This window comes from Bradyrhizobium sp. 22, from assembly GCF_000482425.1.
GTDB lineage: Bacteria > Pseudomonadota > Alphaproteobacteria > Rhizobiales > Xanthobacteraceae > Bradyrhizobium > Bradyrhizobium japonicum_B.
The window spans coordinates 4,717,867-4,743,133 of record NZ_KI519399.1 but is presented as its reverse complement, the minus strand read 5'-3'; the positions used below and the strand labels follow the sequence as shown (position 1 = coordinate 4,743,133).

Here is a 25,267-nt window from a genome sequence, read left to right as displayed (position 1 = left end):
GGAAAGAGGTGACGGCAACGCCGTCATTCCGGGGCGGCGCGTAGCGCCAAGCCCGGAATCCATCGTGCCGCAGAGACGGTGGTGAAATGGATTCCGGGCCTGCGCCTGCGGGCGCATCCCGGAATGACAAACACAAGGAACCATCATGATCGAGTTCTTCTTCGACTGTTCCAGCCCCTGGACCTATCTCGCTTTCCACAACATCCAGCCGCTGGCCAAGGAGCTGGGCGCGGAGATCGTCTGGAGGCCGATCCTGGTCGGCGGCATCTTCAACACCGTCAATCCGAGCGTCTATGCGCAGCGCGAGAAGCCCGTGCCGCTGAAGGCGCGCTACATGAAGAAGGATCTGCAGGACTGGGCGCGCTCGGCAGGCCTTGCGATCAAGATGCCGCCGACCGTGTTCCCGGTGAACAGCGTCAAGGCGATGCGCGGGTGCATCTGGTTGGGCAAGGACATGGTGCCGTTCGCAACCGCCGTGTTCGAAGCCTATTGGGGCGGTGACAAGGACATTTCGCAGGACGCCGTGCTGGCCGAGATTTGCAGGCAGGTCGGCATCGACGAGCAGAAATTCTTCGCAGGGATCTCGGAGCAGGGCATCAAGGACCAGCTCAAGGCGAATACCGAAGAGGTGGTCGCGCGCGGCGGCTTCGGCTCGCCGACGATCTTCGTGAACAAGACCGACATGTATTTCGGCAACGACCGCCTGCCGCTGATCCGCGAAGCGCTTCTGCGCAGCAAGGCGAGCGCGGCCTGATGGTGCGGGCCGTCGTCTGCCGCTCGCTCGGCGAGCCCGAAGCATTGCGGCTCGAGGAATATCCATCGCGCGTCCTGAAGCCCGGCGAGGTGCGCGTCGCGATCCGGGCCGCCGGGCTGAATTTTCCCGATGTGCTGATGGCGGCCGGCCAATATCAGCTCAAGCCGGAGCTGCCGTTCACGCCGGGCATGGAAGCCGCCGGCGACGTCACCGAGATCGGCCCGGAGGCCAAGGGTGTTGCCGTCGGCGACAAGGTCATCGTCAAGATGCGACACGGTGCGTTTGCGGATGAAGCCGTCGTCACGCCGTCTCAGCTTACCCCTAAGCCGTCGACATTCGACTACGCGGAAGCCGCAACTTATCTTGCCGGCCATGGCACGGCCTATCATGCCCTGATCGATCGCGGCCGGGTCGAGCCGGGCGAGGTGCTGCTGGTGCACGGCGCCGGCGGCGGCACGGGACTGGCCGCCGTCGAGATCGGCAAGATGCTCGGCGCGATCGTGATCGCGACCGCATCCAGCGACGAAAAGCTCGCCGTCGCCAAGGCGCGCGGCGCCGACCATCTCGTGCGCTACGACCGCGAGCCGTTTCGCGATGCCGTCAAGCGCATCACCGACGGTCGCGGCGCCGACGTCGTGTTCGACCCCGTCGGCGGCCAGGTCTTTGAAGATTCGCTGCGCTGCATCGCCTGGGGCGCGCGGCTCCTGGTGATCGGCTTCACCGGCGGCATCGGCTCGGCCAGGACCAATCTCCTGCTGATCAAGGGCGCCAGCGTGCTCGGCGTGCGTGCCGGCGAAGCCGTGCGGAAAAATCCCGCGCTGGGAGAGGTGCGCCTGAAGGCACTGCTGCAATGGGCGGAGCAGGGCAAGCTGCGCCCCAACGTCTCGCACCGCCTGCCGCTGGCGGACTATGCGAAGGCGATGCGGCTGTTGATCGACCGCAAGGCAATCGGTCGCGTCGCGCTGATGATGGACTGATCCTCACCGCCGTCATTCCGGGGCGCCCGAAGGGCGACCCGGAATCTCGAGATCCCGGGTTCGATGCTTCGCATCGCCCCGGGATGACGCTACGCGTCATTTGTACTCCCGCTCGGTCCACCACGGGAAATAGTCCGGCATGTCGGTCGAGACCTTGTTCTTGAACTGTGCGGGACGCTTCTCCAGGAACGACACCACGCCTTCCTTGACGTCGTCCGAGCGGCCGCGAGCATAGATGCCGCGGCTGTCGACCTTGTGCGCCTCCATGGGATCGTCGGCGCCCATCATTCGCCACATCATCTGGCGGATCAGCGCCACCGAGACCGGCGCGGTCTTCGCCGCGAATTCCTTGGCGAGCGCGCGGGCGGTCGGCAGGAGATCATCGGGGGCGACGACCTTGCTGACGAGACGGCCGGCGAGGGCTTCCTGGGCCGGGAAGACGCGGCCGGAATAGCACCATTCCAGCGCCTGCGAGATGCCGACGATGCGCGGCAGGAACCAGCTCGAGGCGGCCTCCGGCACGATGCCGCGCTGGGAGAACACGAAGCCGAACCGCGCCGCGTCCGAGGCAATGCGGATGTCCATCGCGAGCTGCATGGTGACGCCGATGCCGACCGCCGGCCCGTTCACCGCGGCGATCACGGGCTTCAGGCACTTGAAGATGCGCAAGGTGACCTGGCCGCCGCCGTCGCGCACCTGCGGATCGCTGTAATCGACCCTGCCGTCGGCAAGGCGCCTCACCGGCCCGCGCCGCGCATCGCGGTCGAACGTGTCGGCGCCGGACGAAAGATCCGCGCCCGCGCAAAAGCCGCGGCCGGCGCCGGTGACGATGATGGCGCGGACATTGTCGTCCTTGTCGGCGGCGTCGAACGCGTCGATCAGCTCGGACTGCATCTGCGCGTTGAAGGCATTGAGCTTGTCGGGCCGGTTCAGCGTGATGGTGAGGATCTGCTCGGCGACCTCGTACTTGATCGTCTCATACGCCATGATGGTTTCCTTCCTTGTTTCTTTGCTGCGCAGACGGCAGAGGCTGGTTTTCTTTACTTTCCCCTGGAGGGGGAGGGTCGATCGCGCGCAGCGCGAGCGGGGTGGGGTGATCTCTCCCCTCGGGCAGTGTCGGATGTGGAGAGCCGTCACCCCACCCCGTCTCACATTTCGCTGCGCTCAATGTGAGCCGACCCTCCCCCTCCAGGGGAGGGTAAGCAAGAGGCTCCCGCAGGTTGTCTGTCCCAAGTCATTGGGGCTTGCGCCAAGTGGGCGCAACCCGGAATGACAGAGGGTGCTTACTTCGCCGGCGGCTTCGGCCAGGGCCGCTGCGCGCCGCGCAGGGCCTCGAACGCCTTGGCCATGCCGAGCACGCCGATATCGTCGAAGCGGCGGCCGACGATCTGCACGCCGATGGGAAAGCCCTTGGCGTCGAAGCCGCCGTTAACGGAGACCGCAGGGTTCTCCGACATATTCCACGGCACGGTATAGGCGATGTGCTCGAACGGCTTCATGGGATCGTTGGTCGGCGAGGCCCATTCCGCCGGATAGTTCACGTTCGGCGCGGTCGGCGAGATCACATAGTCGAGCTCGCAGAACAGTTTTGCTGCCGCGGCCCGGATCGCCATGGTCTGGTTGAAGCCGCGGATCACGTCGACGCCCGAGAGCCTGGCGCCGGACTCGCCCCACTTGAAGATGTAGGGCAGCACCTTGGCCTGGTCGGCCGGCGTCAGCTTCGACAGATCGTCCCACATCCTGGCGCGCCAGAAATCGTCGAGGCCGTCGAGCATCTCGCGCGTCAGGATGCCGTCGACCTCGGTGACGACGCTGCCCGCGGACTCGAACGCCTTCGCCGCCTTCACCGCGACCTCGCGCACCGGCTTCTCCGGCGCCAGGCCGCAGCCGGCATCGAGCATCAAGCCGATCCGCAGTTTTCGCGGAGACTTCTCCAAGCCTTTCCAGTTGAGCGGCTCGGCGGGCAGGCTCATGCCGTCGCGCCGGTCGGGCTTGGCGATCACGCTCATCATCAGCGCGCAATCATCGACCGTACGGGTCATGGGCCCGGCGACGCGGCCGACATAGGTGGGATCGATCGGCACGCGGCCAAAGCTCGGCTTCAGGCCGACGAGGCCGCACCAGCCCGCGGGCAGGCGCACCGAGCCGCCGATATCGGTGCCGAGATGCAAGGGACCATAGCCGGCTGCTGCTGCAGCCCCTGCGCCCGCGCTGGAGCCGCCGGGATTCTTGGTGAGGTCCCAGGGGTTGCGCGCCAGCGCGTGGAAGCTGGAGAGTCCGGAGGACAGCATGCCGTAATCGGGCATGGTGGTCTTGGCGAAGATGATCGCCCCGGCCTCGCGCAGCCGCGCCGCGGGCGGGGCGTCCTTCTCGGCCGGAACCAGCTTGACGCTGGCCGCGCCCAGCGGCAAAGGCACGCCCTTGGTCGCGATGTTGTCCTTCACCGTGACGGGCACGCCGTCGAGCGCACCGGACGGCTCGCCGCCGGTCCAGCGCGCGGACGAAGCCTTGGCGGCCTCGCGCGCGCCGTCGGGATCGAATGCATAGAGCGCCTTCAGATGCGGTTCCCACGCCGCGACATGCGCGAGCAAGTCCTCCAGCACCTCGCTCGGCGAGAATTGCTTGGCGCGATAGCCCGCGATCAGATCGACCGCGGACAGATCGTGCAGCGAGGTGACCGCCTCGTCGGCACGCTTCTTATGCATTGGCACCCACTGGCATGCGCGTCTCGATGATGCGCGCGAACATGCTGGCGCCGATCGGCAGGATCTTGTCGTCGAGCACGAAGCCGGGATTGTGCACCGGCACCGAGCCGTCATGGCCGACCCAGAAATAGGCTCCGGGAATGGTCTCCAGCATGTCGGCGAAATCCTCGCTGCCCATCTTGGGCTGGGCGCGGGTGATCACGTTGGCGGGATCGACGATGGTGCGCGCGACCTCCTCGACCACCTTGGACTGCTCGACCTGGTTGATCAGCACGCCAAACGTGTCGCGGATGTCGACGTCGATCACGCATTGGTAGGCGCTGGCGACGCCGGCGCAGATCGTGCGGATGCGTTCGCTGACCAGGGCGCGGACTTCCTTCGAGAAGGTGCGGATGGTGCCGCAAAGATGCGCGTCGCCGGGAATGACGTTGTAGGCGGAGCCCGCATGGATCTGGGTGATCGACACCACGGCGGCCTGCAGCGGATCGACGTTGCGGCTGACGATGGTCTGGATCGCCTGCGCCAGCGTGGTCGCGATGATCACCGCGTCCTTCGAGCGCTCGGGCATCGCGCCATGCGCGCCGTAGCCGGTGATGCGCAGGTCGAAAAAGTCGGCGCTGGCCATCGCCGGGCCCGGCAGGATCGCGATCTCGCCGTGGTTGAGGTCGGGCGCGTTGTGCAGGCCGTAGAGCTCGTCGCACGGAAATTTCTCGAACAGGCCGTCCTTGATCATGGCGCGGGCGCCGCCGAGGCCTTCCTCGGCCGGCTGGAAGATCAGGTGCACGGTGCCGTCGAAATTCCTGGTCTCGGCGAGATAGCGCGCGGTGCCGAGCAGCATGGTGGTGTGGCCGTCATGGCCGCAGCCGTGGAAGCGGCCGGGGATTTTCGAGCTCCATTTCAGGTTGGTGTTCTCTTCCATCGGCAGCGCGTCCATGTCGGCGCGCAGGCCGATGCGCTTGCTGCCGGAGCCCTTGCCCTTGATGACGCCGATCACGCCGGTGCCGCCGAGGCCGCGGTGCACCTCGATGCCCCAGCTCTTCAGCTTGTCGGCGACGATGCCGGAGGTCCGCACTTCCTCGAAGCCGATCTCGGGATGGGCGTGGAGGTCGCGCCGGATGGCGGTGAGTTCGTCGGCATAGCCGTCGATGCGGTCGATCGTGGGCATGTGCTTTGTCCAGTCAGCGTGAGGGAGGAATGAAAGCGGGGCCGTTCGGCTTGATGCGGATACCCGGGCGCAGCCGCGTCCAGGGCAGGGAGGCGGTGTCGGCCGGCATCGCGCCGGGCGCGGCGCAGATCATCAGCTTCTCCGCGATCGGCTCGAAATCGGCGCGGAAGTGCACCGAGCTCTTGTTGACGAGGATCTTCTCTTGCGTCGGCTCGATGCCGACATAGCGGTACATCGCCTGGTCGGCGAGCTGGGCCTTGTACGAGCTCACCACGACACGGACGTCGCCGATGCGCAAGGCTGCAGAGGGGCCCATCTCCATCTCGCGGCCACCGTAATATGGACCCGGCGCGATGAAGCGGCCGTCGGAGAGCTGCTCGACCACGAAGGTCTCGGTGTAGGGCTCGTCGCCGGGAATGCCGGACTTGCCGCCGAGCGACAGCGTCACGGTGGCGCCGACGCCGGCCGCATGCGCGGCCTTGGCCGAGACCGGATCGTAGATCGCGCCGGTCGCGGCGCTCGCCTTGTTGCGCACCAGCGCGCGCAGCATGCCCGTGGTGTCGGAATCGCCGCCGGCGCCGGGATTGTCCTGGGTGTCGGCGATGATGATCGGCTTGCGCGCGTTCTTGGCCAGTTCCATGGCGTGGCGCACGCCATCGTCGGGCGACCAGATCTTGCCGTCGAAATCGTCTTCGTGGCTTTCGACCAGCCGCATGACCGCATCCGCGGCGCGATCGGCCTCCGCTTGCGTCGTGCCATAGGCGAACACGCTCGGCCCGCAATCGCGGAAGTCGGCGGCGGGAAAGCCCGGCGCGAAAGACAGCGTCGGGACCGCATCGCCCTCCAGGGCCGCGAGCTTTTCATAGATGCCCTTGGTCGGCTGGTCGTTGGTGCATTGCCAGCTGATCGGGATCAGGAACGGCAATTGTCGGAACGCCTTTGCGAAGCGCTGATTCGTCTTCAGCAGCAGAGCGAGATGGCGCGCCGAGGCGCGGCCGGTCTCGGCCATGTCGACATGGGGATAGGTGCGGTAGGCGATCAGCGCGTCGGCATGCTCGATCATCTCGGGGGTGACGTTGGCGTGGAGGTCGAGGCTGGCGACCAGCGGAACATCCCTGCCGATGACGCGGCGGACCCGCGCCAGGATCTCGCCTTCGCCGTCGTCGAGGTGCTCGGTCACCATCGCGCCGTGCAGGTCGAGATAGACCGCGTCGATCGGGCCCGCGGCTGCGATGCCGTCGATCATCACGCTCACGATGCGCTCGAAGGCGTCCTTGGTGACGTGCGCGGAAGGGCTCGCCGCGGCGGCAATCGTCGGGACGAGTTCCCAGCCGTTGGTCTCGGCGCTGTCGACGAAACCGGCGAGGCCGACATTGATGCGCCGCATCACCTTCAGCACGTCGGCCCCCTCGGTCATCGCCGGCCAGCCGCCGCCATGTTGGAAATCGGCGAAGGTCGCCTTGGTGGGAGCGAAAGTGTTGGTCTCGTGCAGGAAGCCGCCGACGGCGATACGTGTCATCAATTCAAGTCCAGCGTTTTGAAAGTGCGCGACGTTAGCCCCGGCGCGAAGGAGAGAGCAAGGCGGGAAGCACTCGCGCCGTGCATAGGGTCAGGACGTTTTGGGAATGCCGCGGGTGCGCCCACACTCCGCTGTCATTCCGGGGCGCGCGGAGCGCGAGCCCGGAATCCATTGCGCTACAGAATCCGCTGTCCGATGGATTCTCAGGTGCGCAATTGCGCACCATAGCTCATCGCTTCGCGATGCCCCGGAATGACAGCGGAGAGAGCTACAGTGCGGCCCCCACACCTTCCGCCACCGGCCGGAAGTTCGCAAAATCCCAGCCGCGTCCTGGCGCGGCGTCGAGCAGCGCCTTGGTGTAGGCCTGCTGCGGATGCGTCAGCACCTCGGCGGCCGGGCCCTGCTCGACCACGCGGCCATGCTGCATCACCACGACCTCGTCGCAGATTTGCGCCGCGACGCGCAAATCGTGGGTGATGAACAGGATGGCGATGCCGAGCCGGGTCTGGATCTCGTCGAGCAAGTCCAGCACCTGCGCCTGCACCGAGACGTCGAGCGCGGAGACCGCTTCGTCGGCCACCAGCACGTCCGGATCGAGCGCGAGCGCGCGGGCAATGGCGATGCGCTGGCGCTGGCCGCCGGAGAACTGGTGCGGATAGCGCGACACCGCGTCGGGGGGCAGGCCGACCAGCTCGAGCAGCTCGCGCGCCCGCTTCATAGCGTCAGCGTGCGCGACGCCGTAATTGATCGGGCCTTCGGCAATGCTCTCGCCGACGGTGACGCGCGGGTTGAGCGAGCGGTAGGGATCCTGGAACACGATCTGGATCTTCTTCCGGTGCGGCTGCAGCAGGCGCCGCGAGATGTCGGCGATTTCGCGGCCGGCGAGGCGGATGCCGCCGGAGGTCGGGTCGATCAGGCGGACGATGCAGCGCGCCACTGTCGACTTGCCCGAGCCGCTTTCGCCGACGATGCCGAGCGTGCGGCCCTTGCGCAGGGTCAGCGTCACCTTGTCGGCGGCGACGACCTCACGGCCTTTGCCGAAGAAGGCGCGCTCCTTGTAGACCTTGCTGAGCTCGTTGGCTTCCAGCACGACCGGCTCCTTGGTCTCGGGTCGGGCCGCGCGCGGCACTAGGCTCGGCACCGCTGAGAGCAGATTGCGGGTGTACTCCATGGTCGGATTGCGCAGCACGGTGTCGAGCGGGCCGGTCTCGACCAGGCGGCCCTGCCGCATCACCGCGACGCGGTCGGCGATCTCGGCGACCACGCCCATGTCGTGGGTGATGAACAGCACGGCGGTCCCGTGATCGCGCTGCAGCTCGCGGATCAGCGTCAGGATCTGCTTCTGCGTGGTGACGTCGAGCGCGGTGGTCGGCTCGTCGGCAATCAGCAGCTTCGGCTCCAGCACCAGGGCCATCGCGATCATGATGCGCTGGCGCTGGCCGCCGGAGAGCCGATGCGGGTAGGACGCGAAGATGCGTTCGACCTGGGGCAGGTGAACCTGCTCCATCATGTCGAGAATGCGCTTCTTGCGCGCCTTGGCGTCGAGGCTGGTGTGCACGCGCAGCACCTCGTCGATCTGACGGCCGACCGGCACCACAGGATTGAGCGCGGTCATCGGCTCCTGGAAGATCATCGCCATCTGCGTGGCGCGAAGCTGTCGCAGGCGGCGATCGGTGGCGGCGAGCAGCTCCTCGCCGACCAGTTTGATGCTGCCGGCGGTGGGCACCAGTGTGCCCTTCGGCAGCAGGCCCATCGTGGTGAGCGAGGTCACCGACTTGCCCGAGCCGCTTTCGCCGACAAGACACAACGTCTCGCGCTCGCGCACCTGGATCGAGATGTCGTCGATGATCTTCGGCCCGCCTGGCTTCTTGCCGACGGAGACGACGAGGTTGTTGATGTCGAGGATAATGTTGGTCACGTCAATTCTCTCCGCCGTCATTCCGGGGCGCGCGCAGCGCGGGCCCGGAATTCATCGGGCCGCAGTGTCGGTGTTGAAATGGATTCCGGGTTCGCGACGTCGTCGCGCCCCGGAGTGACGAAACTGAGGACCTCACTTCCCCTCCCGCTGCTTCATGCGCGGATCGAGGGCGTCGCGGGCGGCGTCGCCGATCAGATTGATGCTGAGGATGGCGATCGAAAGCAGAAGGCCCGGCCAGAAGATCAGCGACGGCTTGATCTGGAAGTACTGGCGGCCCTCGGCCATGATGTTGCCCCAGGTCGGCGTCTCCGGCGAGATGCCGGCGCCGAGGAAGGACAGGATGGCCTCGGTGAGGATGGCGCTGGCGCAAATATAGGTGCCCTGCACGATCAGCGGGGCGACCGTATTCGGCATCAGGTGCCGCAACATGATTTTCGGCAGGCTGGAGCCGACCGAAATCGCGGCTTCGACGTAAGGCTCCTCCCGTGCCGAGAGCACGACGGAGCGCACCAGGCGCGCGACGCGCGGGATCTCCGGAATCGTGATTGCGATCAGCACGGTCCAGAGGCTGGCGCCGGACAGCGACACCACGGCGATCGCGAGCAGGATGCTCGGCATCGCCATCAGGCCGTCCATGACGCGCATCAGCACGGCATCGACCAGCTTGAAGAAGCCGGAGACGAGGCCGATCGCGAGCCCGATGGCAATCGACAGGATGGCCGCGCCGATGCCGATCAGCAGCGAGATGCGGCCGCCATAGAGGACGCGCGAGGCCAGGTCACGGCCGTAGGCATCGGTGCCGAGCAGGAATTGCGCGGACGACGGCTTGAGCCGTTGCGACGGTGCGAGCTGGATCGGATCATGGGGCGCGATCAGCGGCGCGAAGATCGAGACCAGCACGATCAAGGCGAGCAGGACCGTCGCCGTGGCGATGATCGGCGTCGAGGTGAGGAATCCGAACCGCGGCCGCAGCGGCGACGTGATCGGAATGGAGGACTGGGGAAGGGTATCGACCGACATGTTCGTTCTTAAATCCTTGCCTCAGTACCGGATCCGGGGATCGAGCAGGGTGTACGCGACGTCGATCAGAAGATTGACGACGACATAGACGAGCGATGTCAGCAGGATCATCGCCTGGATCACCGGATAGTCGCGCGCCAGCACCGCGTCCACGGTGAGGCGGCCGATGCCGGGTATGTTGAACACGCTCTCGGTAACGACGACGCCGGAGATCAGCAGTGCGAAGCCGGTGCCGATCACGGTGATCACGGGTACTGCGGCGTTCCGCAGCGCATGGCGCATCATCACCGCAACCTCGTTGATGCCTTTTGCGCGCGCCGTGCGCACGTAATCCTCGCCGAGCACGTCCAGCATCGCCGCGCGCGTCATGCGGGCGATCAGCGCGATGTAGATGAAGGAAAGCGCGCAGGTCGGCAGGATGATGCGCTCGAAGAACGGCCCGAAGCCGTTAAAGACGCTGCGGAAGCCTTGCACCGGGACCCAGCGCAGTTCGATGGCGAAGATCTGGATCAGCACATAGCCGACCACGAACACCGGCACCGAGAAGCCGAGCACCGACAGGCCCATCACGAAGCGGTCGATCCAGGTGCCGTGCTTCCAGGCCGCGATCACGCCGAGCGGGACTGCGATGACGACGGCGAGGATGATCGTCGACAGCGCGAGCGAGATCGAGGGCTCGACGCGCTGGCTGATCATCTTGATCACCGGCAGGTTGGAGATCAGCGACGTCCCGAGGTCGCCGTGCAGCAGCTTGTTGACCCAGGTGATGAACTGCACGATCAGCGGCTCGTTGAGGCCGAGAGAGGTCCGGATGCGCTCCAGCCGCTCGGGCGTCGCATTGTCGCCGGCGAGGATCGCGGCGGGATCGCCAGGGGTGAGGCGGAGCAGGAGGAAGACGAACAGCGCGACGACGCCCATCACGGGCACGGCGGCGAGGATTCGGCGAAGGAGATATCCGAGCAAGTTGGATCCGTCAGATTAGAGTCAAATCGTGGCAGCGAGGGTCTGTTCTGCCATCAGCCTAACATTTCAGCAATTCCCGTGCCATCAGGGTCGCGGTTTTTGCAGTGCGGTCAGCTGTTTTGGGAGCGTGTAGCCCCTTCCGATGCTTTGTCATTCCGGGGCGCGTCGCAGACGCGAACCCGGAATCTCGAGATTCCAGGTGCGACGCTACGCGCCGCCCCGGAATGACGGCCTGCACCATCACTCCAGCGTCGCCAAGAGTCCCGCCATCAGCCGACCGCGCTCAACGAGGCTCTCGACTTCGATATACTCTTCCAGCGTGTGGCCGTTGCCGCCGCGCACGCCAAGGCCGTCGAGCGTCGGGATGCCCATCGCACCGGTGAAGTTGCCGTCGGAGCCGCCGCCGGAACTCGCATGCGGTAATTCCGCGCCGAGAGATTTGGCGATGCCGCGCGCCTTCTCGTACAGCGCCATCGTGCCCGCATCCGGCTCCCATACCGGGCGCGTTACGCCGCGCGTCACCTTGAAGGTGACGTCGTTGGTCGTGCCCGACAGCGCCAGCATCCGCTCGACGCCACGGTCCAGATCGGCCTGCCGCTTGGCCATGGAGAGCGCTTCGCCGGTGGCGGTCGTGGCAACGCAATTGACCCATTGCCCGCCATGCACGACGCCGACCGAGAAGGTGCAGTCCTCCGTCGTCATCGCGTCGATCGCAAGGATCTGCCGCGCCATCTCGCGGATTGCCGAACGGCCGGCCGACAGCGTCGCGCCGGCGTGGCTCGGCCGTCCCGTCGCCTCGAGATTGAAGCGTGCGATGGCGTAACGTCCGGTGGTGACGCCGTTGTCGGCACGGCCGGGCTCGGGCACCAGCACATATTTGTTGCGCGCGGCTTCCGCCTCGATGATGTCGCGCGTCGAGGGCGTGCCGACTTCCTCATCCGGCGTAAACAGCACGGTGATCGGCAGCGGCGTGGTGAAGGATGCGCGCGCCAGCTGCCGGATCGCTTCCAGCGAGAGGTAGTTGCCGCCCTTCATGTCATAGATGCCGGGGCCGTAGCACTTGTTGCCCTCGCGCCGCCATTTCAGCTTCTCGATGGTGCCGACCGGGTGGACGGTATCCATGTGTCCGGCGATCAGGATGCCGGGCTCGCCCTGTCTCGGGTGCGGAAAGCGCGCGCGGATCACGCCGCCAAAGCCCTGACGGCCCGCGATGCGCTCGATCGTCGCACCCATGATGGCCATATCCCGCGCTGCGATATCGAGCATCTTGTCGACGGCGTTGGCATCCCAGGTCGGGCTCTCGCATTCCACCCAGGTGCGCAAGCCTTCGAGCATGGCCTCGGAATCGAAGGGAAGATTGGCTGGATTCATCTCAATGTCTCTCAAGCTTCGAAAGATGGAACGCGCATTGCATCGCCGCGGGGCGAGACGAGCGGAGAGTGTTGTAGTGCCAAACCGATCCTTGTGGAGCCCGTGCGCACGCCGCCAGGGCCTGCAGCGAAACCGGATTGACGCGCTCGGCACTGTCTGCAAGTCTCGAAAGACAAAGGCATTGCATGGGGTTAGTTCGCCCAGGGAATGAACCACATGCTCAATCAATAACCCGCCTTTGAACAGTTTCACGTCAGGAGAAACTTTTTATGTTGCACTTCATGCGCCGGGGGCCTCGCGCGTTTGCCTCCAAACTCGCGCTGTCTGTCGTCGCGCTTTCGACGGCGCTTGCCTCGCCGGTGCTCGCCGCCGGCAAGACCATCACGGCGGTGATGCATTCCGATCTGCGCATCATCGATCCGATCTTCACCACGGCCTACATCACGCGTGACCACGGCTACATGGTCTACGACACGCTGGTGGCCACCGATTCGAGCTTCAAGGTCCAGCCGCAGATGGCGGACTGGAAGATCTCCGACGACAAGCTCACCTACACCTTCACGCTCCGCGACGGGCTGAAGTGGCATGACGGCGCGCCGGTAACGGCGGAGGATTGCGTCGCTTCGCTGAAGCGCTGGGCTGCGGTCGACGGCATGGGCCAGAAGCTCATGGACTTCACCGCGAGCATCGAGGCAACCGACGCCAAGACCATCACGTTGAAGCTGAAGGAGGCCTACGGCCTCGTGCTCGACTCCATCGGCAAGCCGTCCTCGCGCGTCGCCTTCATGATGCCGAAGCGCCTCGCCGAGACGCCGCCGGACAAGCAGATCCCCGAGCAAATCGGTTCGGGTCCCTTCAAGTTCGTGCAGGGCGAATTCCAGCCCGGCGTGAAGGCGGTCTACGTCAAGAACACCGATTACGTGCCGCGCAAGGAGCCGGCGAGCTGGACCTCCGGCGGCAAGGTCGTGAAGGTCGACCGCGTCGAGTGGATCACCATGCCGGACTCTCAGACCGCGGTGAACGCGCTGCAGTCGGGCGACATCGATTTCATGGAGAACCTGCCGTTCGACATGTTGCCAGTGCTGGAACCCAACAAGGAGCTCACGATCGAGGTCCTGAACAAGTTCGGCTTTCAGACGCTCGGCCGGATGAACTTCCTTCATCCGCCGTTCGACAACGTGAAGGTGCGTCGCGCCGCCTTGCTGGCGATGAACCAGAAGGACGTGCTCGACGCGCTGGTCGGCAACGCCAAATATCAGAAGATCTGCGGCGCCTTCTTCATTTGCGACACGCCACTCGCAACCGATGCGGGCTCCGAGACCCTGATCAAGGGCAACGGAATGGCGGAAGCCAAGAAGGCGCTGGCCGAGTCCGGCTATGACGGTACGCCGATCGTGATCATGGCCCCTGGCGATGTCACGACGCTGAAGGCGCAGCCGATCGTTGCGGCCCAGCTGCTGCGCGAGGCCGGCTTCAAGGTCGACCTTCAGGCGACCGACTGGCAGACGGTGGTGAGCCGCCGCGCCAGCCAGAAGCCGCCGAAGGAAGGCGGCTGGAACATGTTCTTCACCAACTGGGTCGCGGCCGACGTGTCCAACCCGATCGCCAATCTCTCGATCGGCGGCCAGGGCAAGAAGGGCTGGTTCGGCTGGGCGGAGGACGCCAAGATCGAGCAGCTCAAGGACGCTTTCGTCCGCGCGGCCTCGGTCGACGATCAGAAGAAGATCGCCGCCGACATCCAGAAGCAAGCCTATGAGCAGGTGATCTACATTCCGCTGGGGCAGTATCTGATCCCGAGCGGCTGGCGCAAATCGCTGACCGGCGTGCTCGACGGTCCTGCGACGCCGGTGTTCTGGAACATCGACAAGAAGGAGTAGGCGACCCCCGCCTGCGCTTGAAAAGCGAAAGGCGCCGCGGGTGAAACCGCGGCGCCTTTTCGTTGCGAGGATATCGGTCTCGATCAGCAGTGGCTGTCGCGCACCTGCTCGAGACCTTCGCTTGCGAATGGCAGGCTTCGGTTCGGCTGCTCCTCGGATATTTCGCCGGGGGCAGGCCGCTCGGTCTCCCACGCGGGCTGATCCGCTCTGCTCTCTTGTTCCATCTCGCCGATCCCTTCAATTGCTGCAGTACAACATCGAGAGGTCCGGGAAGTTCCTCAGGCGATGGGGCGATGATGCGGCCTGAACAGCCGTCCCTTCTCGACCACCAGCACGATCCCGAGCGCGGCGAGCGTCGACAGGAAGAAGCCGATCGAGAACGGCAGCAGCGTGCCGTCGAAGCTCTGCCCGATCGCCATGCCGACCACGATCCCGATCAGCGTCGTGATCGAGCCGTAAAGCGACGAGGCGGTCCCCGCGATGTGGCCCTGCGGCTCCATCGCGAGTGCGGTGAAGTTCGCGACCATCATGCCGAACGAGAACATCATCAGGGCTGAGAGCACCATGAACAAGGCGAGCGGCAGCACGCCGAGGCATTCCGTCAGCAGCATCACGACGGCCACGAATGTGTAGAGCGTCAGCGCCCCGTGCGAGATCACGCGCATGCCGAGCCGCCCGACCAGCCTTGCATTGAGGAAGCCGGCAATGGCGACGCCGGCCGCGATCGCCGCGAAAGCGAGCGGGAAGTAATGGCCGAGGCGATAGATGTCGGTGAAGACCTGCTGGGCGCAGAAGACATAACCGAACAGGGCGCCCATCACGCTGCCGGCGGCCGTGGCATAGCCGATGGTCTGGCGATGGGTGACGGTTTGCCGGAACGCCGAAAGCACGTCGGCGGGCGCCAGCGACCGGCGCTCGGACTGGGGCAGGGTTTCAGGCAGCCGCAGCACGCACCATGCGAGTGCGAGCAGGCCGTACAGCATCAGCACGACGAAGATGCCGCGCCACGCGGTCACCAGCAGCACCGCCTGTCCGAACGAGGGGGCGACCACGGGCACCGCGATGAACACCATCATGGCGAGCGACATCACGCTGGCCATGCGGCGGCCGACATAGCAATCGCGCACGATCGAAGTCGCGATCACGCGCGTCGCCGCGGTGCCGAGTCCCTGGAGCGCACGTGCCAGCAGCAGCGTCTCGAATGAGGGCGCGGCGACCGCCAGCACGCTCGCCACCGCATAGACCGCCATGCCGCCGAGCAGCACCGGCCGGCGGCCGAAGCGGTCCGACAGGGGGCCCATGACGAACTGGCCGACACCAAAGCCGATCAGGAAGGTCGACAGCACCAATTGGAGATGATTGGCGACGGGAATCCTGAAGGCTGCCCCGATATTGGGCAGCGCCGGCAGCATCATGTCCATCGCGAGTGGATTCAGCGCCATGATGGACGCGATCACGATGACGAATTCCGGAAAGCGCATCGGGCGGTGTCCCGTGGACACCCAGTCGTCGGCATTGACGTCAGACAAGAAGCTCACCTCTCGATTTCAAGGGCTTTATCCGCTGCCTATGCTGCGCTGCACAACCCACGTTTCGGGATGGCTGGCAGACGGAGCGGGTGCGGACAAGACTTGGTGAGCGGTCAGCCCTGCGCAGGACCGACCCCGGCATCGATCGCCGGTGTGTTCATCGCTGGTTCGGCCGGCTCAAGCCCCGGCAGGCCTTATCTGGGAGCGGCCTGTTGCCGTGTGTAGAGGCTGACATACGCGCCGGTATATTCCTCTTTCCAGCCCCTCTCGCCGACCAGGAAGTGCCGCAGCTGGTCATGCGCTCTGATCCAGAGCACCGCATCGATCCTGTACTTGGCGATCACCTTGTCCCAGGTCGCCGCCTCGATGTCCCACCGCACCAGCGCGAGATAGTCCCGCAGCAGCGCGTCGGGGTAGGCGGTCGCAGCCCGGCCGTCGACGAAGAGGGGCACCGATCCCTGGGTTCTGAAGATCAGGAGCCCGCCGACGTTCCAATGGTTGAGCAGGTGCCCGCGCGGGCTGTGCGCCTCGAGATAGCGGGCATCCGCTTCCGAGAGCATGTCCGGCAATGCCAGCGCCGGTCTCACCTGCATGAACGTGACGGGCAGCAACAACATGCCGACGACGCCTGCCGCCAGCATCGCGCGCCGCACCTCGAGGCCCCGGAGCTTCGGCAGCAGCCGGTCGATGTGCAGCGCCATCGGCACGCTGGAGAAGATGAAGAAGAACGCGGTGTATCTGAACTGGTAGAGACCGAGAAAAAGGAAGAGCCACGCCAGCACGCGCGCCTCGAGCGGCACGCGCGTGGAGTTTCGGTAGCGCAGCTCCAGGACCGCGAATGTCAGCGCATAGGCGATGCCGGGAAGGCTCCCCGGCAGCTCCACGTTGTGAAAATAGGACCGCCATTCGCTGATGTCGGCCTGCACGAAATGACCCAGCGTCGCCGTCACGCCGTCATAGATGTGCCATCCCAGCGGATTGACGAAGATCGCGATGAAGCACCCGACGCCCGCCAGGCAGTAATCGCGAAAGCCTGTCCAGTCCCGCCGCAGCAAGGCGACGCCGGCGAAGACACCGAGAATCGGAAAGGCGAGCATGAAGCCGCCATGCAGATTGACCCAGACGATCATCATCGGCGGCAGCAGGAACCATCGCCCCCGCCGCAGGCATTCCGCGTAAAACACCACCGCGAACAACATCGTCGCGATGTTCGGCGATGCCGCCAGATACATGTTGGGCGAGGCTTCGTAGCAGGGATAGAGCAGGCACGCGGCGAACACCGCAATGCAGACCGCGGGGGCCGAAGCGCCGCAGCTCAAGCCGCAGAAGGCGAGATAGCCGGCGATGACCGCGCCGGAGGCGACGACCATGAGGACGATCCCGGCAAAGCCGGCCTGCTGATACAGCGCGCTGGCCATCACGTCCCAGAGCCAGGACAGATTGTACCATCGCTTGTCGCCGACGGTGAACGCCCACGGATCCTGCAAGGGCACTTCGCCCCGCTGCCTGATCAGGTCTCCGGCGGCGAGGTGCCAGCCCAGATCGTAATGGCCGAGCAGGAGCGGGCCGTTCGACAGGTAGAACACGGCGAGGAAGGCGATCAGGAAGACGTAGACCTCGACCCCGTGCAGGTGAGATGCGGACGCCGCGCCTCTTCCGCCAATCCTGGACCGGGACCAATCCTCGCGCGCGTCCATCGGAGCTCTCACCATCGAAGCCAGCCGCTCCAGGCCCTGCGTTCCCTGGGTCTGCATCGACGGGGCAGACATCGCTCGCTTTAGGCGAGGACGATCTAAGGTGGAGTAAAGGCCGCTCGCGCCGCCCGGATTCGGCACGCGGAAGGGCGGCTTGGTAAACGAAAGCTTGCGTGCCCGGCGCGGCTGCGAGCCCGCCTGCGGAGGCGGAGGCGGAGGCGGAGGCGGCGGCGGGGCCAGCGTCAGATCTCGTGGTGCGGGCAGCCGGGGTCGAACCGGCACAGCGCTTGCGCACCGAGGGATTTTAAGTCCCTTGCGTCTACCAATTCCGCCATGCCCGCTTTGATCCAACGAGATCAAACACTTAAGTCCATCGCCGGCGGTCTGGAATTGGCGCTTTGCGTCACCGGGGGACGTTTCTTCTCTAAGCGAGCCGGCGGCACAAGGCAAAGCCTCAATCCGGACATGTGTTATTGCTTTAGGCATTCTCATCCACGGGGACTGTTCATCCGACATGCCTGATTCGTTTCTCTCCCGCTGTCGCTCCGGGCGCGGACTGCTTGCGCTGGGCCTGCTCTGCGCGGCGCTCGCCGGCTGCGCGAGCGTCAGCGACACCATCAGCCCGGCCTTCGTGGATCCGGCCCGCTACGACCTCTGGGATTGCAAGCAGCTTGCCCCCGAACGCAAAAATCTCGTCATCCGCATCCAGGAGCTCGAGCGGCTGATGGCGAAGGCCGAGACGGGGACGGGGGGCGTCGTGGTCGCAGAGCTCGCCTATCGCAACGATTACGTCGCGGCGCGGGGCCAGCAGAAGCTGCTCGAAGAGACCTGGCGCAGGAACAGATGCCGCGAGAGCGACATGGAGGCGGCGGCACCGCCCGCCGAGCCGGCGGCTGCGCCGGCCGCAGCGGTCAAGCCTGCTCCGAAATCCGGCCGAACGGCACGCTGAGACCGCGGCCGCGCCGGTTCACGGCCGCCAGCCGTAGATCCAGTCCTGCCGCGCCAGCATGCGCTCGGGACCGAGCGCGCGGATCGCAACATCGCGCGCGATCGCCAGCGCCCCGCTGAGATGATAGATGCGGCCCTGCTGCCGCGCGGTGCGCTGCACCCGACGCACCCGCGCCTCGCGCGCCCGGCCGTACTGCTTCAGCGCCGCGGCGATATCAGCGCTGCTCTCGGCGGCTTCAAGGCTCAGATGACGGGCGAGCACCGCGGCATCCTCGATCGCCATGCCGGCGCCCTGGGCTGCAAAGGGCAGCATCGCATGCACGGCATCGCCGAGCAGGGCCACCGGCCCTTTGCTCCAGGGACAGCCGTCGGGCACGCCGAACAGCGCCCATTTCCGCCAGCTGTCGACCGGGGCGAGCAGCATCCGCGCCGACGGCGGCCAGCGCGGGGCGGCGAAAGCGTCCATCACCTCGCGAAAATCGCCGGGCGTGCTCCAGCCCGGAATGTTCCAGGTGCCCGGCAGCACCGCCACCACGTTGATCTGGCGTCCGCCGGCGATCGGATAGGCGACCAGATGGGCGTTCGGGCCCATCCAGAGCTGCACCCGGCGCGCGGTGTAGTCCTTCGGCAGCTGGGTGGCATCGAGCGTGCCGCGCCAGGCGATCAGCCCGGAGAAGCGCGGCTGCACCTCGGGAAACAGATGCTGGCGGACCGTCGACCAGATGCCGTCGGCGCCGATCAGGGCGCTGGCGAGATCGCTGCGGCGGATCGTGCCGCTGCGATGGACCACCGTCAGTCCCTTGGCGTGCGGCGCGACGTCCTCGAAGGTCGCGCCCAGCTTCAGGTCGATATCGGGATGATCGGCAACGGCGCCGGCCAGCGCCGATTGCAGGTCGGCGCGGTGCACCACCCAATAGGGGGCGCCGGCCCGCAGCGAGGCGGCTTCGCCGAGCGGCATGCGCAGCAACTCGCCCCCGGCCCGTGCGCTCATGATCGAGACCGCTTCCGGGACGACGGCGCGCAGCTTGAGGCGCTCGGTGAGGCCGAGCTCGACCAGCACGCGGCTGGCATTGGGGGAGAGTTGCAGGCCGGCGCCGACTTCCTCGAGGCGCTCGGCCTTTTCCAGCACGACGATGCGGAACCCGCGGGCCGCGAGCGCAAGCGCGGCCGTCAGGCCACCGATACCGGCACCGGCGATGACAATCGTTCGGGAGAGCGCCACCCCTGACCGACGGAAGCGGTCAGGCCACCTTGTCCTTCAGGACGCATTCCGGCGGGCGGGCTTCGCCCGGCTTCAGGTCGGCCGCGAAGCGGTACAGCGTCGAGCAATAGGGGCAGATGATCTCGTTGTCGTTGCCGAGGTCGAGGAAGACGTGCGGATGGTCGAACGGAGGGTTGGCGCCCACACACATGAACTCTTGCGAGCCGATCTCGATGACGGGGACACCGGCATCGTTGTGGAAGTGCGGGACGACATGGTCGGACATCGTAACTCATCCTGGAGTGGCAATGGCGGCAGACACAATCAAGAACTGACGCGGCATCTTTAAGGCGCCGCGGACCATACTGGCGGGTGCAGCTGATTGCTAGTCCGGCGGAACCGAAAGCTCCGCAATTGCCCCATGCTCATTTGCTCATGCAAATTCGACACAATCTTGCGGCCTGAGAGAAGCCCTTCTTTCGTCGGGGACGTTGTGTCGCAATTTTGGCATACTATCTCTGTGTGGGCGCGTGCATTCGAGACGAAAGACGAATTGTCGGCGCGAGCGATCCCAGGGGCATCCGGGCTGTTCCACATGAAGTGGCTGCGAATCAGTACGGCGTTGGCGGGCATTGCCGCGTGCAGCTTCCTGCTCGCGCAGGTGGCGCCGCATGCTCGTGAGGCCGGCGCGATCCTCGCCGCCCAGGACGATCCGGCCGCGCTCTCCGAGCTGAAGCTCGATGCGCTGCTGCGGCAGAACGAGCGGGTGGTTCAGGACAACATCGAGGCCGCGCTCGCGGCCGGAGACTCCGATCTCGCCGACAGTTTCGTCGCGCTGGCGCGCGATCGCAACATCGCGCTGCCGGACGACCTGTTGAGCCGCGTCAGCGATGCGGTCAAGGCCGAGAATTCCACGTCGCAATTTGCCAAGCGATTTGCCACCGGCCTCGTGACCGGCAATGCCGACGATGTCGCGAGCCTGTCGGGAACGGTGGCCGGCGATCTCTTCGTGTTTGGCGACATCAGGGACATCGTCCGGGAAGGCAAGCACCTCGCCATGGGCGAGGACACCGATCGCCTCGTGCTCGGGCTTGCGGCCGCCGGCCTTGCGGTGACGGCGGCAACCTATGTGTCCGCCGGCGGTGCGGCGCCGGTGCGCGCCGGACTGACGCTGGTGAAGGATGCGCGCAAGGTCGGGCGGCTCGGCGAGGGGCTCGCAACATGGGCCGGCCGCTCCGCGCGCGAGGTCGTCGACACGCCGATGCTCCGCAATGCGGTCGCCAGGGGATCGGTGCTCCGTCCGGGCGAGACGGTGAGCGCGATCAAGGCTGCGTTCCGGGCCGAGAAGGCCGGCGCACTGGTGCGGCTGGGCAAGGACGTCACCCGCGTCGCCGGGAAGACCGGCACGCGCGGGGCGATGGATACGTTGCGCATCGCCGAAGGTCCGAAGGACGTCGCGCGCGCGGCGCGGCTTGCCGAAGCGCAAGGCAGCAAGACGCGTGCGGTCATGAAGCTGCTCGGCCGCGGCGCGCTGCTCTTGATCGGCGGCGCCTTCGACCTGGCGATGTGGCTGTTCGGCGCGGTGTTGACGCTGTTCGGTCTGCTGTCGTCCATCAAGGCGACCACCGAGCGCCTGACCCAGGCCTGGTGCGACCGCAGGCGGGCGCGCCGCCTGCGCAAGGCGCGGATCGCAACCGAGGCCGCGCTCGCCAACGCGGTCGCAACGGCCTGAGGCGCGAGCCGCTTCGGGCTATTGTTTGAGCACGATGTTGCCGGAAAACCGCTGCACACTTTTCCGGATCGTGGTCTAAGATCAATTCATTCCCTCAACACCCTCACGGAACTGAAAGATGCCGAGCTTTCACAACGGCGCTGTTGAAATTGCCTATCTCGACGAAGGCGAGGGCGATCCGATCATCCTGGTGCACGGCTTTGCCTCCAGCAAGAACGTGAACTGGGTCTATCCGACCTGGGTCTCGGAGCTGCGCAAGAACGGCCGCCGCGTCATCGCGCTCGACAATCGCGGCCACGGCGAAAGCGCGAAGCTCTACGAGCCCGCGCAATATTCGATTCCGACCATGGCCGGCGACGTGCTGGCGCTGATGGATCATCTCGCCATCCCGCAGGCCGACATCATGGGCTATTCGATGGGCGGGCGGATGGCGGCGTGGCTCTCGCTCAACGAGCCGCAGCGGCTGCGCTCGGCGATCCTCGGCGGCATCGGCATCGGCGGCCTGATCGAAGGCACCGGGCCCGGCGAGAACGTGGCGAAAGCGCTGGAGGCGCCCTCGCTCGACGAGGTCACCGATCCCGTGGGCCGGACCTTCCGTGCCTTCGCCGACCAGACCCGCTCCGATCATCGTGCGCTCGCCGCCTGCCTGCGCGGCACGCGCGACCTCATGACCCGGGAGCAAGCCGCGCGCATCGACGTGCCGGTGCTGATCGCGGTCGGCTCGACCGACGACGTCGCCGGCTCCGCCAGCGCGCTCGGCGCCATCATCCCAGGCTCCGAAGTGCTCGACATTCCCAATCGCGACCACATGCGCGCGGTCGGCGACAAGGTCTACAAGAACGGCGTGCTGGATTTCTTGGCACGGCGGGGGTGAGGGCAGGTTGTCCGAGTGACGAGGTTGTTGCCGAACTATCCTGAAATGTCGCGCCACGGGGGGCTGTCCGCTCCCTTTGAGGCAACCGTTCATCTCTTCAAGCGCAACGGCCCAACTCCAGACGTGAAGGTTCATTGATCTGCGTCATGCAGCTTGCCCCGTCTTCCGCTAGGCTGGATCTGGAGGGTGTCACAAGCAGAGCTGCTGCCTAGCATCACTGGAGCGGATCAATGCGCATTCTTCTTCTTCTCGGCCAGACGGCGTCCTCGCTTTGCGCGCGGGAGCTTGCATTCGATCTCGCCCGTTCCGGCGGGGTGCTCGTTTCCGGTCTCTCTGGAATCGATCTCTCTTCCCTCACTGTTCCGATGATTGGCGGCATCGGCGCATCGGCGTATCAAGCCAAGCTCGAAGAGATCCGGGGACGGCAAGCGGTCGAGAACAACGCGCGGATGCACGCGTCATACGCTGCAGCATGTGATGCGAGGGGCGTCGAGTTCTCGTGGCTCTCTTTCGAAGGTGATCCACCCGAGGTCTTCCGTGCGGCTTCTGAGACGCGAGATTTGATCGTCACGGGCCACGATACCACCTTTTCAGTCGACCCGCCTGCGGCTTTGCCGGAATTGGTATCCGGTCTTCTGCTGCTATCGCCGCGGCCAGTCGTCATCTGCGGCGACGACTATCGCTGTCCCAGCGACGTGCTGGTCGCATATGATGGCAGCCTGCCCGCCATGCGCGCCTTGCAGATGTACGCGCTTCTGGGATTGTGGCGCGAGGCTCGCGTGCACGTGACGTCGATCGCGGCGGACTCGGAGCTTGCGACCCGACGCGCTCATGCTGCGGCTGAGTTCTTACGGAGCCATGAAGTACACTGTACGGTCGTTCCGATCGAGTCGTCGGTGGACCCATCCGAGGCGATCCGAATTGAGGTGATTGATCGGAGTATCGGTTTGCTGGTGATGGGCGCGTTTGGCCATCGCGGCTGGAGCAACGCGTTGTTTGGCTCGACGACGCGGCGATTGGTCGAGCGGCCGCCTTGTCCCCTGTTCCTTTTCCACTAGAGGGCGCGTCAGTGCCCGTGCAGATACGCGGCGTACGCACTGAACAGATAGACAGCCAATAGGGCGATGCTGACCCAACCGACTGTGCCGCGAATGCGGGTCTCCGGCTTGTACAGGATCGCGATGATGAAGATTCCCGACATGACGACGGCCGCGAAGGCCGAGATTGCGTGGACGGGCGACACCGAGGACAGCAGGGGTCCGTCGCGATAGGCGAGGTCGTCGATCGCAAGCACGAGCACGTCGAACAGATTGCTGCCGAGGAGGTTGCCGATCGCCATGTCGACGGCCTTGAGCCGCAGCGCGCTGATGCTCACGACCAGCTCGGGGATCGACGTCGCCGCGGCGATCAGCAGAGTGCCGACGAAGCTTGTCTGCCAGCCCATCGTATCGGCGATTTGCGCTCCGACGAACGGCAACCAGGTTCCGGCGGCGGCGATCACCGCGGCGGCTCCGGCATAACGCAGCAGCGCCTCGGACAAGGTGACGTCAGATCCGGTCTGGACGGTCTGTGGAAGCGGGGGTGTGCGCCGCTCGTATTCGAAGGCCGCGCGCATTGCGACGAGGTAGAGCAGGACGAGAAGCGGCGTGTAGATGCTGATATGGAACAGTTCCACACTCAGAGATCCGCGACCGATCAGAATGATGGCACCCACGGTTCCGATCAGGACGATACCAAACCCCGCCGTTAGCACGTGTCCCTGGTCGATTCGCCGGTACAAGGGTTCGTTGCGGCTCAGCTCGTCGAGCAGAACCAACATCGCAAGATTGAAGACACAACTGCCCAGTGCGTCTCCGACTGCGATGTCGGGTACCCGCGCGATGGCAACCGAGCTGATCCCCGTGAACAATTCTGGCAACGAAGTTGCTGTCGCGAGCAGGACCAGGCCGATCCAGGAGCGGCTCAGTCCTGTCAGCCGCGCGATAGCATCGCCGTACCGCGTCAGCACGGGCCCGGCCAAGCCGATCATGATGACACAGAGGGCAAACTCGAACCAAGGCAACGCGGCATTCATTGAGCGACCTCGACCAGCAGGCAGGACGATGCGCGGTCGACCCGAACTAGCAGCCATTGGCTGCTAACGATGATTGCCACATCGTCCGCCGTTGGCGATGACGCGAGCAGAGCGCGGCTGGGACCGACGGCAGCGCGTGCGCACGATCCACGAGACGAATATCGACGATTCCGTGGCTCCATAGGGACCGACTTAGCTTGACTGCACGCGTTCTGGCTTTGAACCGGCTTGAGTCCCTGACCCACTGGCTGGGCTCCGCTCGTCAATACGCGGTCGGCTTTCGATGATAGCCTGAGAGAGGCGCCGGTACAGATCGCGCCGGCGAACCAGCGGCCACCAGTCGTACAGAAATATCTCCAACGGGCGCCAGTTCGCAACCCAACCCAGGATCAAGAGGCTTTCCTCAAGCAGACGCCGCAAGGGGTTGGCAACAAACGCGCCAACGACGAAATGCGCCACGAGCAAACACGTGATCAGAATGGCAAGCCCGATCGCCAGCGACCGGCGGCCTATTCTGAACAATTCATTGATATCTCTTTGGGTTGCCTCCGCCCGATCCGCAAAATAGTGGCGAAAGGCTTCGCGGAGCTCCAGCGCCGCCTTCACCTGCAGATCAGTGTCGGGATGATGGATCCGAATCCGGATCGCCTTCTGCCCCGCCAGCTCTCGCGCCCAGCCGATAATGTACTCTTCCGCCTCTCGATCGAGGTCGCGCTCGCGAAACGGGAAGGGATCGAGCGTGTGAAAGAGCTGGGCGATGTCGTCGACCCGGAGTTCGATGACCTCCTCGGATGTTTGGTCATTCATTGGTCGTCATTGCTCCGGGCTTGTCACTCTCACGCGCTTCACGTCGATGCCGGTCATGGAGGCCGATCGATCCTAAGCGTCTCTTCTTCTCCGTAGAAGAGGTTCACAGCGCTAAACACGAGGTTGCTGAAATGCCTAT

Annotated in this window: 21 protein-coding genes and 1 tRNA gene; 7 read left to right on the top strand and 15 right to left on the bottom strand. The window is 65.5% G+C overall.

Annotated elements, in window-relative coordinates; all coding sequences use genetic code 11:
- The first annotated feature begins 145 nt into the window (after positions 1–145).
- Positions 146–754: a 2-hydroxychromene-2-carboxylate isomerase gene (locus K410_RS0124285; RefSeq protein WP_028137273.1), complete on the top strand. Its 609-nt coding sequence runs from the start codon at positions 146–148 to the stop codon at positions 752–754.
- Entirely contained in the window at positions 754–1,731 is a 978-nt protein-coding gene (locus K410_RS0124280; protein ID WP_028137272.1) for an NADPH:quinone oxidoreductase family protein, read from the top strand. Before K410_RS0124285 ends, K410_RS0124280 begins: the two co-directional genes overlap by 1 nt.
- A 96-nt stretch (positions 1,732–1,827) precedes the next feature.
- On the opposite strand, the gene K410_RS0124275 is transcribed toward K410_RS0124280, so the two are convergent.
- The 8 genes from K410_RS0124275 to K410_RS0124240 form a co-directional block, all read right to left on the bottom strand.
- Positions 1,828–2,718 (bottom strand): crotonase/enoyl-CoA hydratase family protein, encoded by an 891-nt coding sequence (locus K410_RS0124275; RefSeq protein ID WP_028137271.1) that lies wholly within the window; start codon positions 2,716–2,718, stop codon positions 1,828–1,830.
- Positions 2,719–3,014: 296 nt separating this feature from the next.
- The gene (locus K410_RS0124270; protein ID WP_028137270.1) at positions 3,015–4,436 is read right to left on the bottom strand and encodes an amidase; all 1,422 of its coding nucleotides are present in this window, start codon (positions 4,434–4,436) and stop codon (positions 3,015–3,017) included.
- Positions 4,429–5,601 carry a M20 aminoacylase family protein gene (locus K410_RS0124265; protein ID WP_028137269.1) on the bottom strand — a complete coding sequence of 391 codons (1,173 nt, stop codon included), beginning with the start codon at positions 5,599–5,601 and terminating at the stop codon, positions 4,429–4,431. Before K410_RS0124265 ends, K410_RS0124270 begins: the two co-directional genes overlap by 8 nt.
- Positions 5,602–5,614: 13 nt before the next feature.
- Complete coding sequence (locus K410_RS0124260; RefSeq protein ID WP_028137268.1) at positions 5,615–7,120, bottom strand: M81 family metallopeptidase; 1,506 nt, start codon at positions 7,118–7,120, stop codon at positions 5,615–5,617.
- A gap of 268 nt (positions 7,121–7,388) precedes the next feature.
- Positions 7,389–9,038: an ABC transporter ATP-binding protein gene (locus tag K410_RS0124255; protein ID WP_028137267.1), complete on the bottom strand. Its 1,650-nt coding sequence runs from the start codon at positions 9,036–9,038 to the stop codon at positions 7,389–7,391.
- Positions 9,039–9,170: 132 nt separating this feature from the next.
- A complete protein-coding gene (locus tag K410_RS0124250) occupies positions 9,171–10,058 on the bottom strand; it encodes an ABC transporter permease (protein ID WP_028137266.1) in 888 nt (295 codons plus the stop codon).
- 21 nt (positions 10,059–10,079) lie between these two features.
- On the bottom strand, positions 10,080–11,021 hold the full coding sequence (locus K410_RS0124245) for an ABC transporter permease (protein WP_028137265.1): 942 nt from the start codon (positions 11,019–11,021) through the stop codon (positions 10,080–10,082).
- 240 nt (positions 11,022–11,261) lie between these two features.
- Complete coding sequence (locus K410_RS0124240; RefSeq protein WP_028137264.1) at positions 11,262–12,392, bottom strand: M20/M25/M40 family metallo-hydrolase; 1,131 nt, start codon at positions 12,390–12,392, stop codon at positions 11,262–11,264.
- Between the two features lie 269 nt (positions 12,393–12,661).
- Between K410_RS0124240 and K410_RS0124235 the strand changes: the two genes are divergently transcribed.
- Positions 12,662–14,269, top strand: coding sequence for an ABC transporter substrate-binding protein (locus tag K410_RS0124235; protein WP_028137263.1), 1,608 nt, complete (start codon positions 12,662–12,664; stop codon positions 14,267–14,269).
- 278 nt (positions 14,270–14,547) lie between these two features.
- On the opposite strand, the gene K410_RS0124225 is transcribed toward K410_RS0124235, so the two are convergent.
- The 3 genes from K410_RS0124225 to K410_RS0124215 form a co-directional block, all read right to left on the bottom strand.
- Complete coding sequence (locus K410_RS0124225; RefSeq protein WP_028137262.1) at positions 14,548–15,798, bottom strand: multidrug effflux MFS transporter; 1,251 nt, start codon at positions 15,796–15,798, stop codon at positions 14,548–14,550.
- A 194-nt stretch (positions 15,799–15,992) separates the two neighbouring features.
- Entirely contained in the window at positions 15,993–17,567 is a 1,575-nt protein-coding gene (locus K410_RS0124220; protein WP_349509806.1) for a hypothetical protein, read from the bottom strand.
- 177 nt (positions 17,568–17,744) lie between these two features.
- Positions 17,745–17,833: transfer RNA gene (locus tag K410_RS0124215), tRNA-Leu, on the bottom strand.
- A gap of 173 nt (positions 17,834–18,006) precedes the next feature.
- On the opposite strand from K410_RS0124215, the gene K410_RS0124210 reads away from it, so the two are divergent.
- Positions 18,007–18,441 carry a hypothetical protein gene (locus tag K410_RS0124210; RefSeq protein ID WP_028137260.1) on the top strand — a complete coding sequence of 145 codons (435 nt, stop codon included), beginning with the start codon at positions 18,007–18,009 and terminating at the stop codon, positions 18,439–18,441.
- A gap of 18 nt (positions 18,442–18,459) precedes the next feature.
- Here K410_RS0124210 and K410_RS0124205 read toward each other — a convergent pair whose 3' ends face one another.
- Together K410_RS0124205 and K410_RS0124200 are read right to left on the bottom strand one after the other, a co-directional pair.
- On the bottom strand, positions 18,460–19,662 hold the full coding sequence (locus K410_RS0124205; protein WP_028137259.1) for an FAD-dependent monooxygenase: 1,203 nt from the start codon (positions 19,660–19,662) through the stop codon (positions 18,460–18,462).
- Between the two features lie 19 nt (positions 19,663–19,681).
- A complete protein-coding gene (locus K410_RS0124200; protein WP_008562814.1) occupies positions 19,682–19,927 on the bottom strand; it encodes a zinc-finger domain-containing protein in 246 nt (81 codons plus the stop codon).
- Between the two features lie 309 nt (positions 19,928–20,236).
- On the opposite strand from K410_RS0124200, the gene K410_RS0124195 reads away from it, so the two are divergent.
- From K410_RS0124195 to K410_RS0124185, 3 genes are all read left to right on the top strand, one after another.
- Positions 20,237–21,373, top strand: a complete 1,137-nt coding sequence (locus tag K410_RS0124195; protein ID WP_028137258.1) for a hypothetical protein — start codon at positions 20,237–20,239, stop codon at positions 21,371–21,373.
- Between the two features lie 118 nt (positions 21,374–21,491).
- Complete coding sequence (locus K410_RS0124190; protein ID WP_028137257.1) at positions 21,492–22,247, top strand: alpha/beta fold hydrolase; 756 nt, start codon at positions 21,492–21,494, stop codon at positions 22,245–22,247.
- 230 nt (positions 22,248–22,477) lie between these two features.
- Positions 22,478–23,305 (top strand): universal stress protein, encoded by an 828-nt coding sequence (locus K410_RS0124185; protein ID WP_028137256.1) that lies wholly within the window; start codon positions 22,478–22,480, stop codon positions 23,303–23,305.
- 8 nt (positions 23,306–23,313) lie between these two features.
- On the opposite strand, the gene K410_RS0124180 is transcribed toward K410_RS0124185, so the two are convergent.
- Together K410_RS0124180 and K410_RS37195 are read right to left on the bottom strand one after the other, a co-directional pair.
- Positions 23,314–24,321 (bottom strand): sodium:calcium antiporter, encoded by a 1,008-nt coding sequence (locus tag K410_RS0124180; RefSeq protein ID WP_028137255.1) that lies wholly within the window; start codon positions 24,319–24,321, stop codon positions 23,314–23,316.
- Between the two features lie 192 nt (positions 24,322–24,513).
- Positions 24,514–25,128, bottom strand: coding sequence for a hypothetical protein (locus tag K410_RS37195; protein ID WP_063831430.1), 615 nt, complete (start codon positions 25,126–25,128; stop codon positions 24,514–24,516).
- Positions 25,129–25,267 lie beyond the last annotated feature (139 nt).

What these genes read in the sequence shown, in the direction of transcription:
- K410_RS0124285 (WP_028137273.1), top strand. Translation starts at nt 146, where the DNA reads ATGATCGAGTTCTTCTTCGACTGTTCCAGCCCCTGGACCTATCTCGCT.
- K410_RS0124265 (WP_028137269.1), bottom strand. Translation starts at nt 5,601, where the DNA reads ATGCCCACGATCGACCGCATCGACGGCTATGCCGACGAACTCACCGCC.
- K410_RS0124275 (WP_028137271.1), bottom strand. Translation starts at nt 2,718, where the DNA reads ATGGCGTATGAGACGATCAAGTACGAGGTCGCCGAGCAGATCCTCACC.
- K410_RS0124180 (WP_028137255.1), bottom strand. Translation starts at nt 24,321, where the DNA reads ATGAATGCCGCGTTGCCTTGGTTCGAGTTTGCCCTCTGTGTCATCATG.
- K410_RS0124240 (WP_028137264.1), bottom strand. Translation starts at nt 12,392, where the DNA reads ATGAATCCAGCCAATCTTCCCTTCGATTCCGAGGCCATGCTCGAAGGC.
- K410_RS0124185 (WP_028137256.1), top strand. Translation starts at nt 22,478, where the DNA reads ATGCGCATTCTTCTTCTTCTCGGCCAGACGGCGTCCTCGCTTTGCGCG.
- K410_RS0124260 (WP_028137268.1), bottom strand. Translation starts at nt 7,120, where the DNA reads ATGACACGTATCGCCGTCGGCGGCTTCCTGCACGAGACCAACACTTTC.
- K410_RS37195 (WP_063831430.1), bottom strand. Translation starts at nt 25,128, where the DNA reads ATGAATGACCAAACATCCGAGGAGGTCATCGAACTCCGGGTCGACGAC.
- K410_RS0124250 (WP_028137266.1), bottom strand. Translation starts at nt 10,058, where the DNA reads ATGTCGGTCGATACCCTTCCCCAGTCCTCCATTCCGATCACGTCGCCG.
- K410_RS0124220 (WP_349509806.1), bottom strand. Translation starts at nt 17,567, where the DNA reads ATGTCTGCCCCGTCGATGCAGACCCAGGGAACGCAGGGCCTGGAGCGG.
- K410_RS0124195 (WP_028137258.1), top strand. Translation starts at nt 20,237, where the DNA reads ATGAAGTGGCTGCGAATCAGTACGGCGTTGGCGGGCATTGCCGCGTGC.
- K410_RS0124280 (WP_028137272.1), top strand. Translation starts at nt 754, where the DNA reads ATGGTGCGGGCCGTCGTCTGCCGCTCGCTCGGCGAGCCCGAAGCATTG.
- K410_RS0124200 (WP_008562814.1), bottom strand. Translation starts at nt 19,927, where the DNA reads ATGTCCGACCATGTCGTCCCGCACTTCCACAACGATGCCGGTGTCCCC.
- K410_RS0124235 (WP_028137263.1), top strand. Translation starts at nt 12,662, where the DNA reads ATGTTGCACTTCATGCGCCGGGGGCCTCGCGCGTTTGCCTCCAAACTC.
- K410_RS0124270 (WP_028137270.1), bottom strand. Translation starts at nt 4,436, where the DNA reads ATGCATAAGAAGCGTGCCGACGAGGCGGTCACCTCGCTGCACGATCTG.
- K410_RS0124190 (WP_028137257.1), top strand. Translation starts at nt 21,492, where the DNA reads ATGCCGAGCTTTCACAACGGCGCTGTTGAAATTGCCTATCTCGACGAA.
- K410_RS0124210 (WP_028137260.1), top strand. Translation starts at nt 18,007, where the DNA reads ATGCCTGATTCGTTTCTCTCCCGCTGTCGCTCCGGGCGCGGACTGCTT.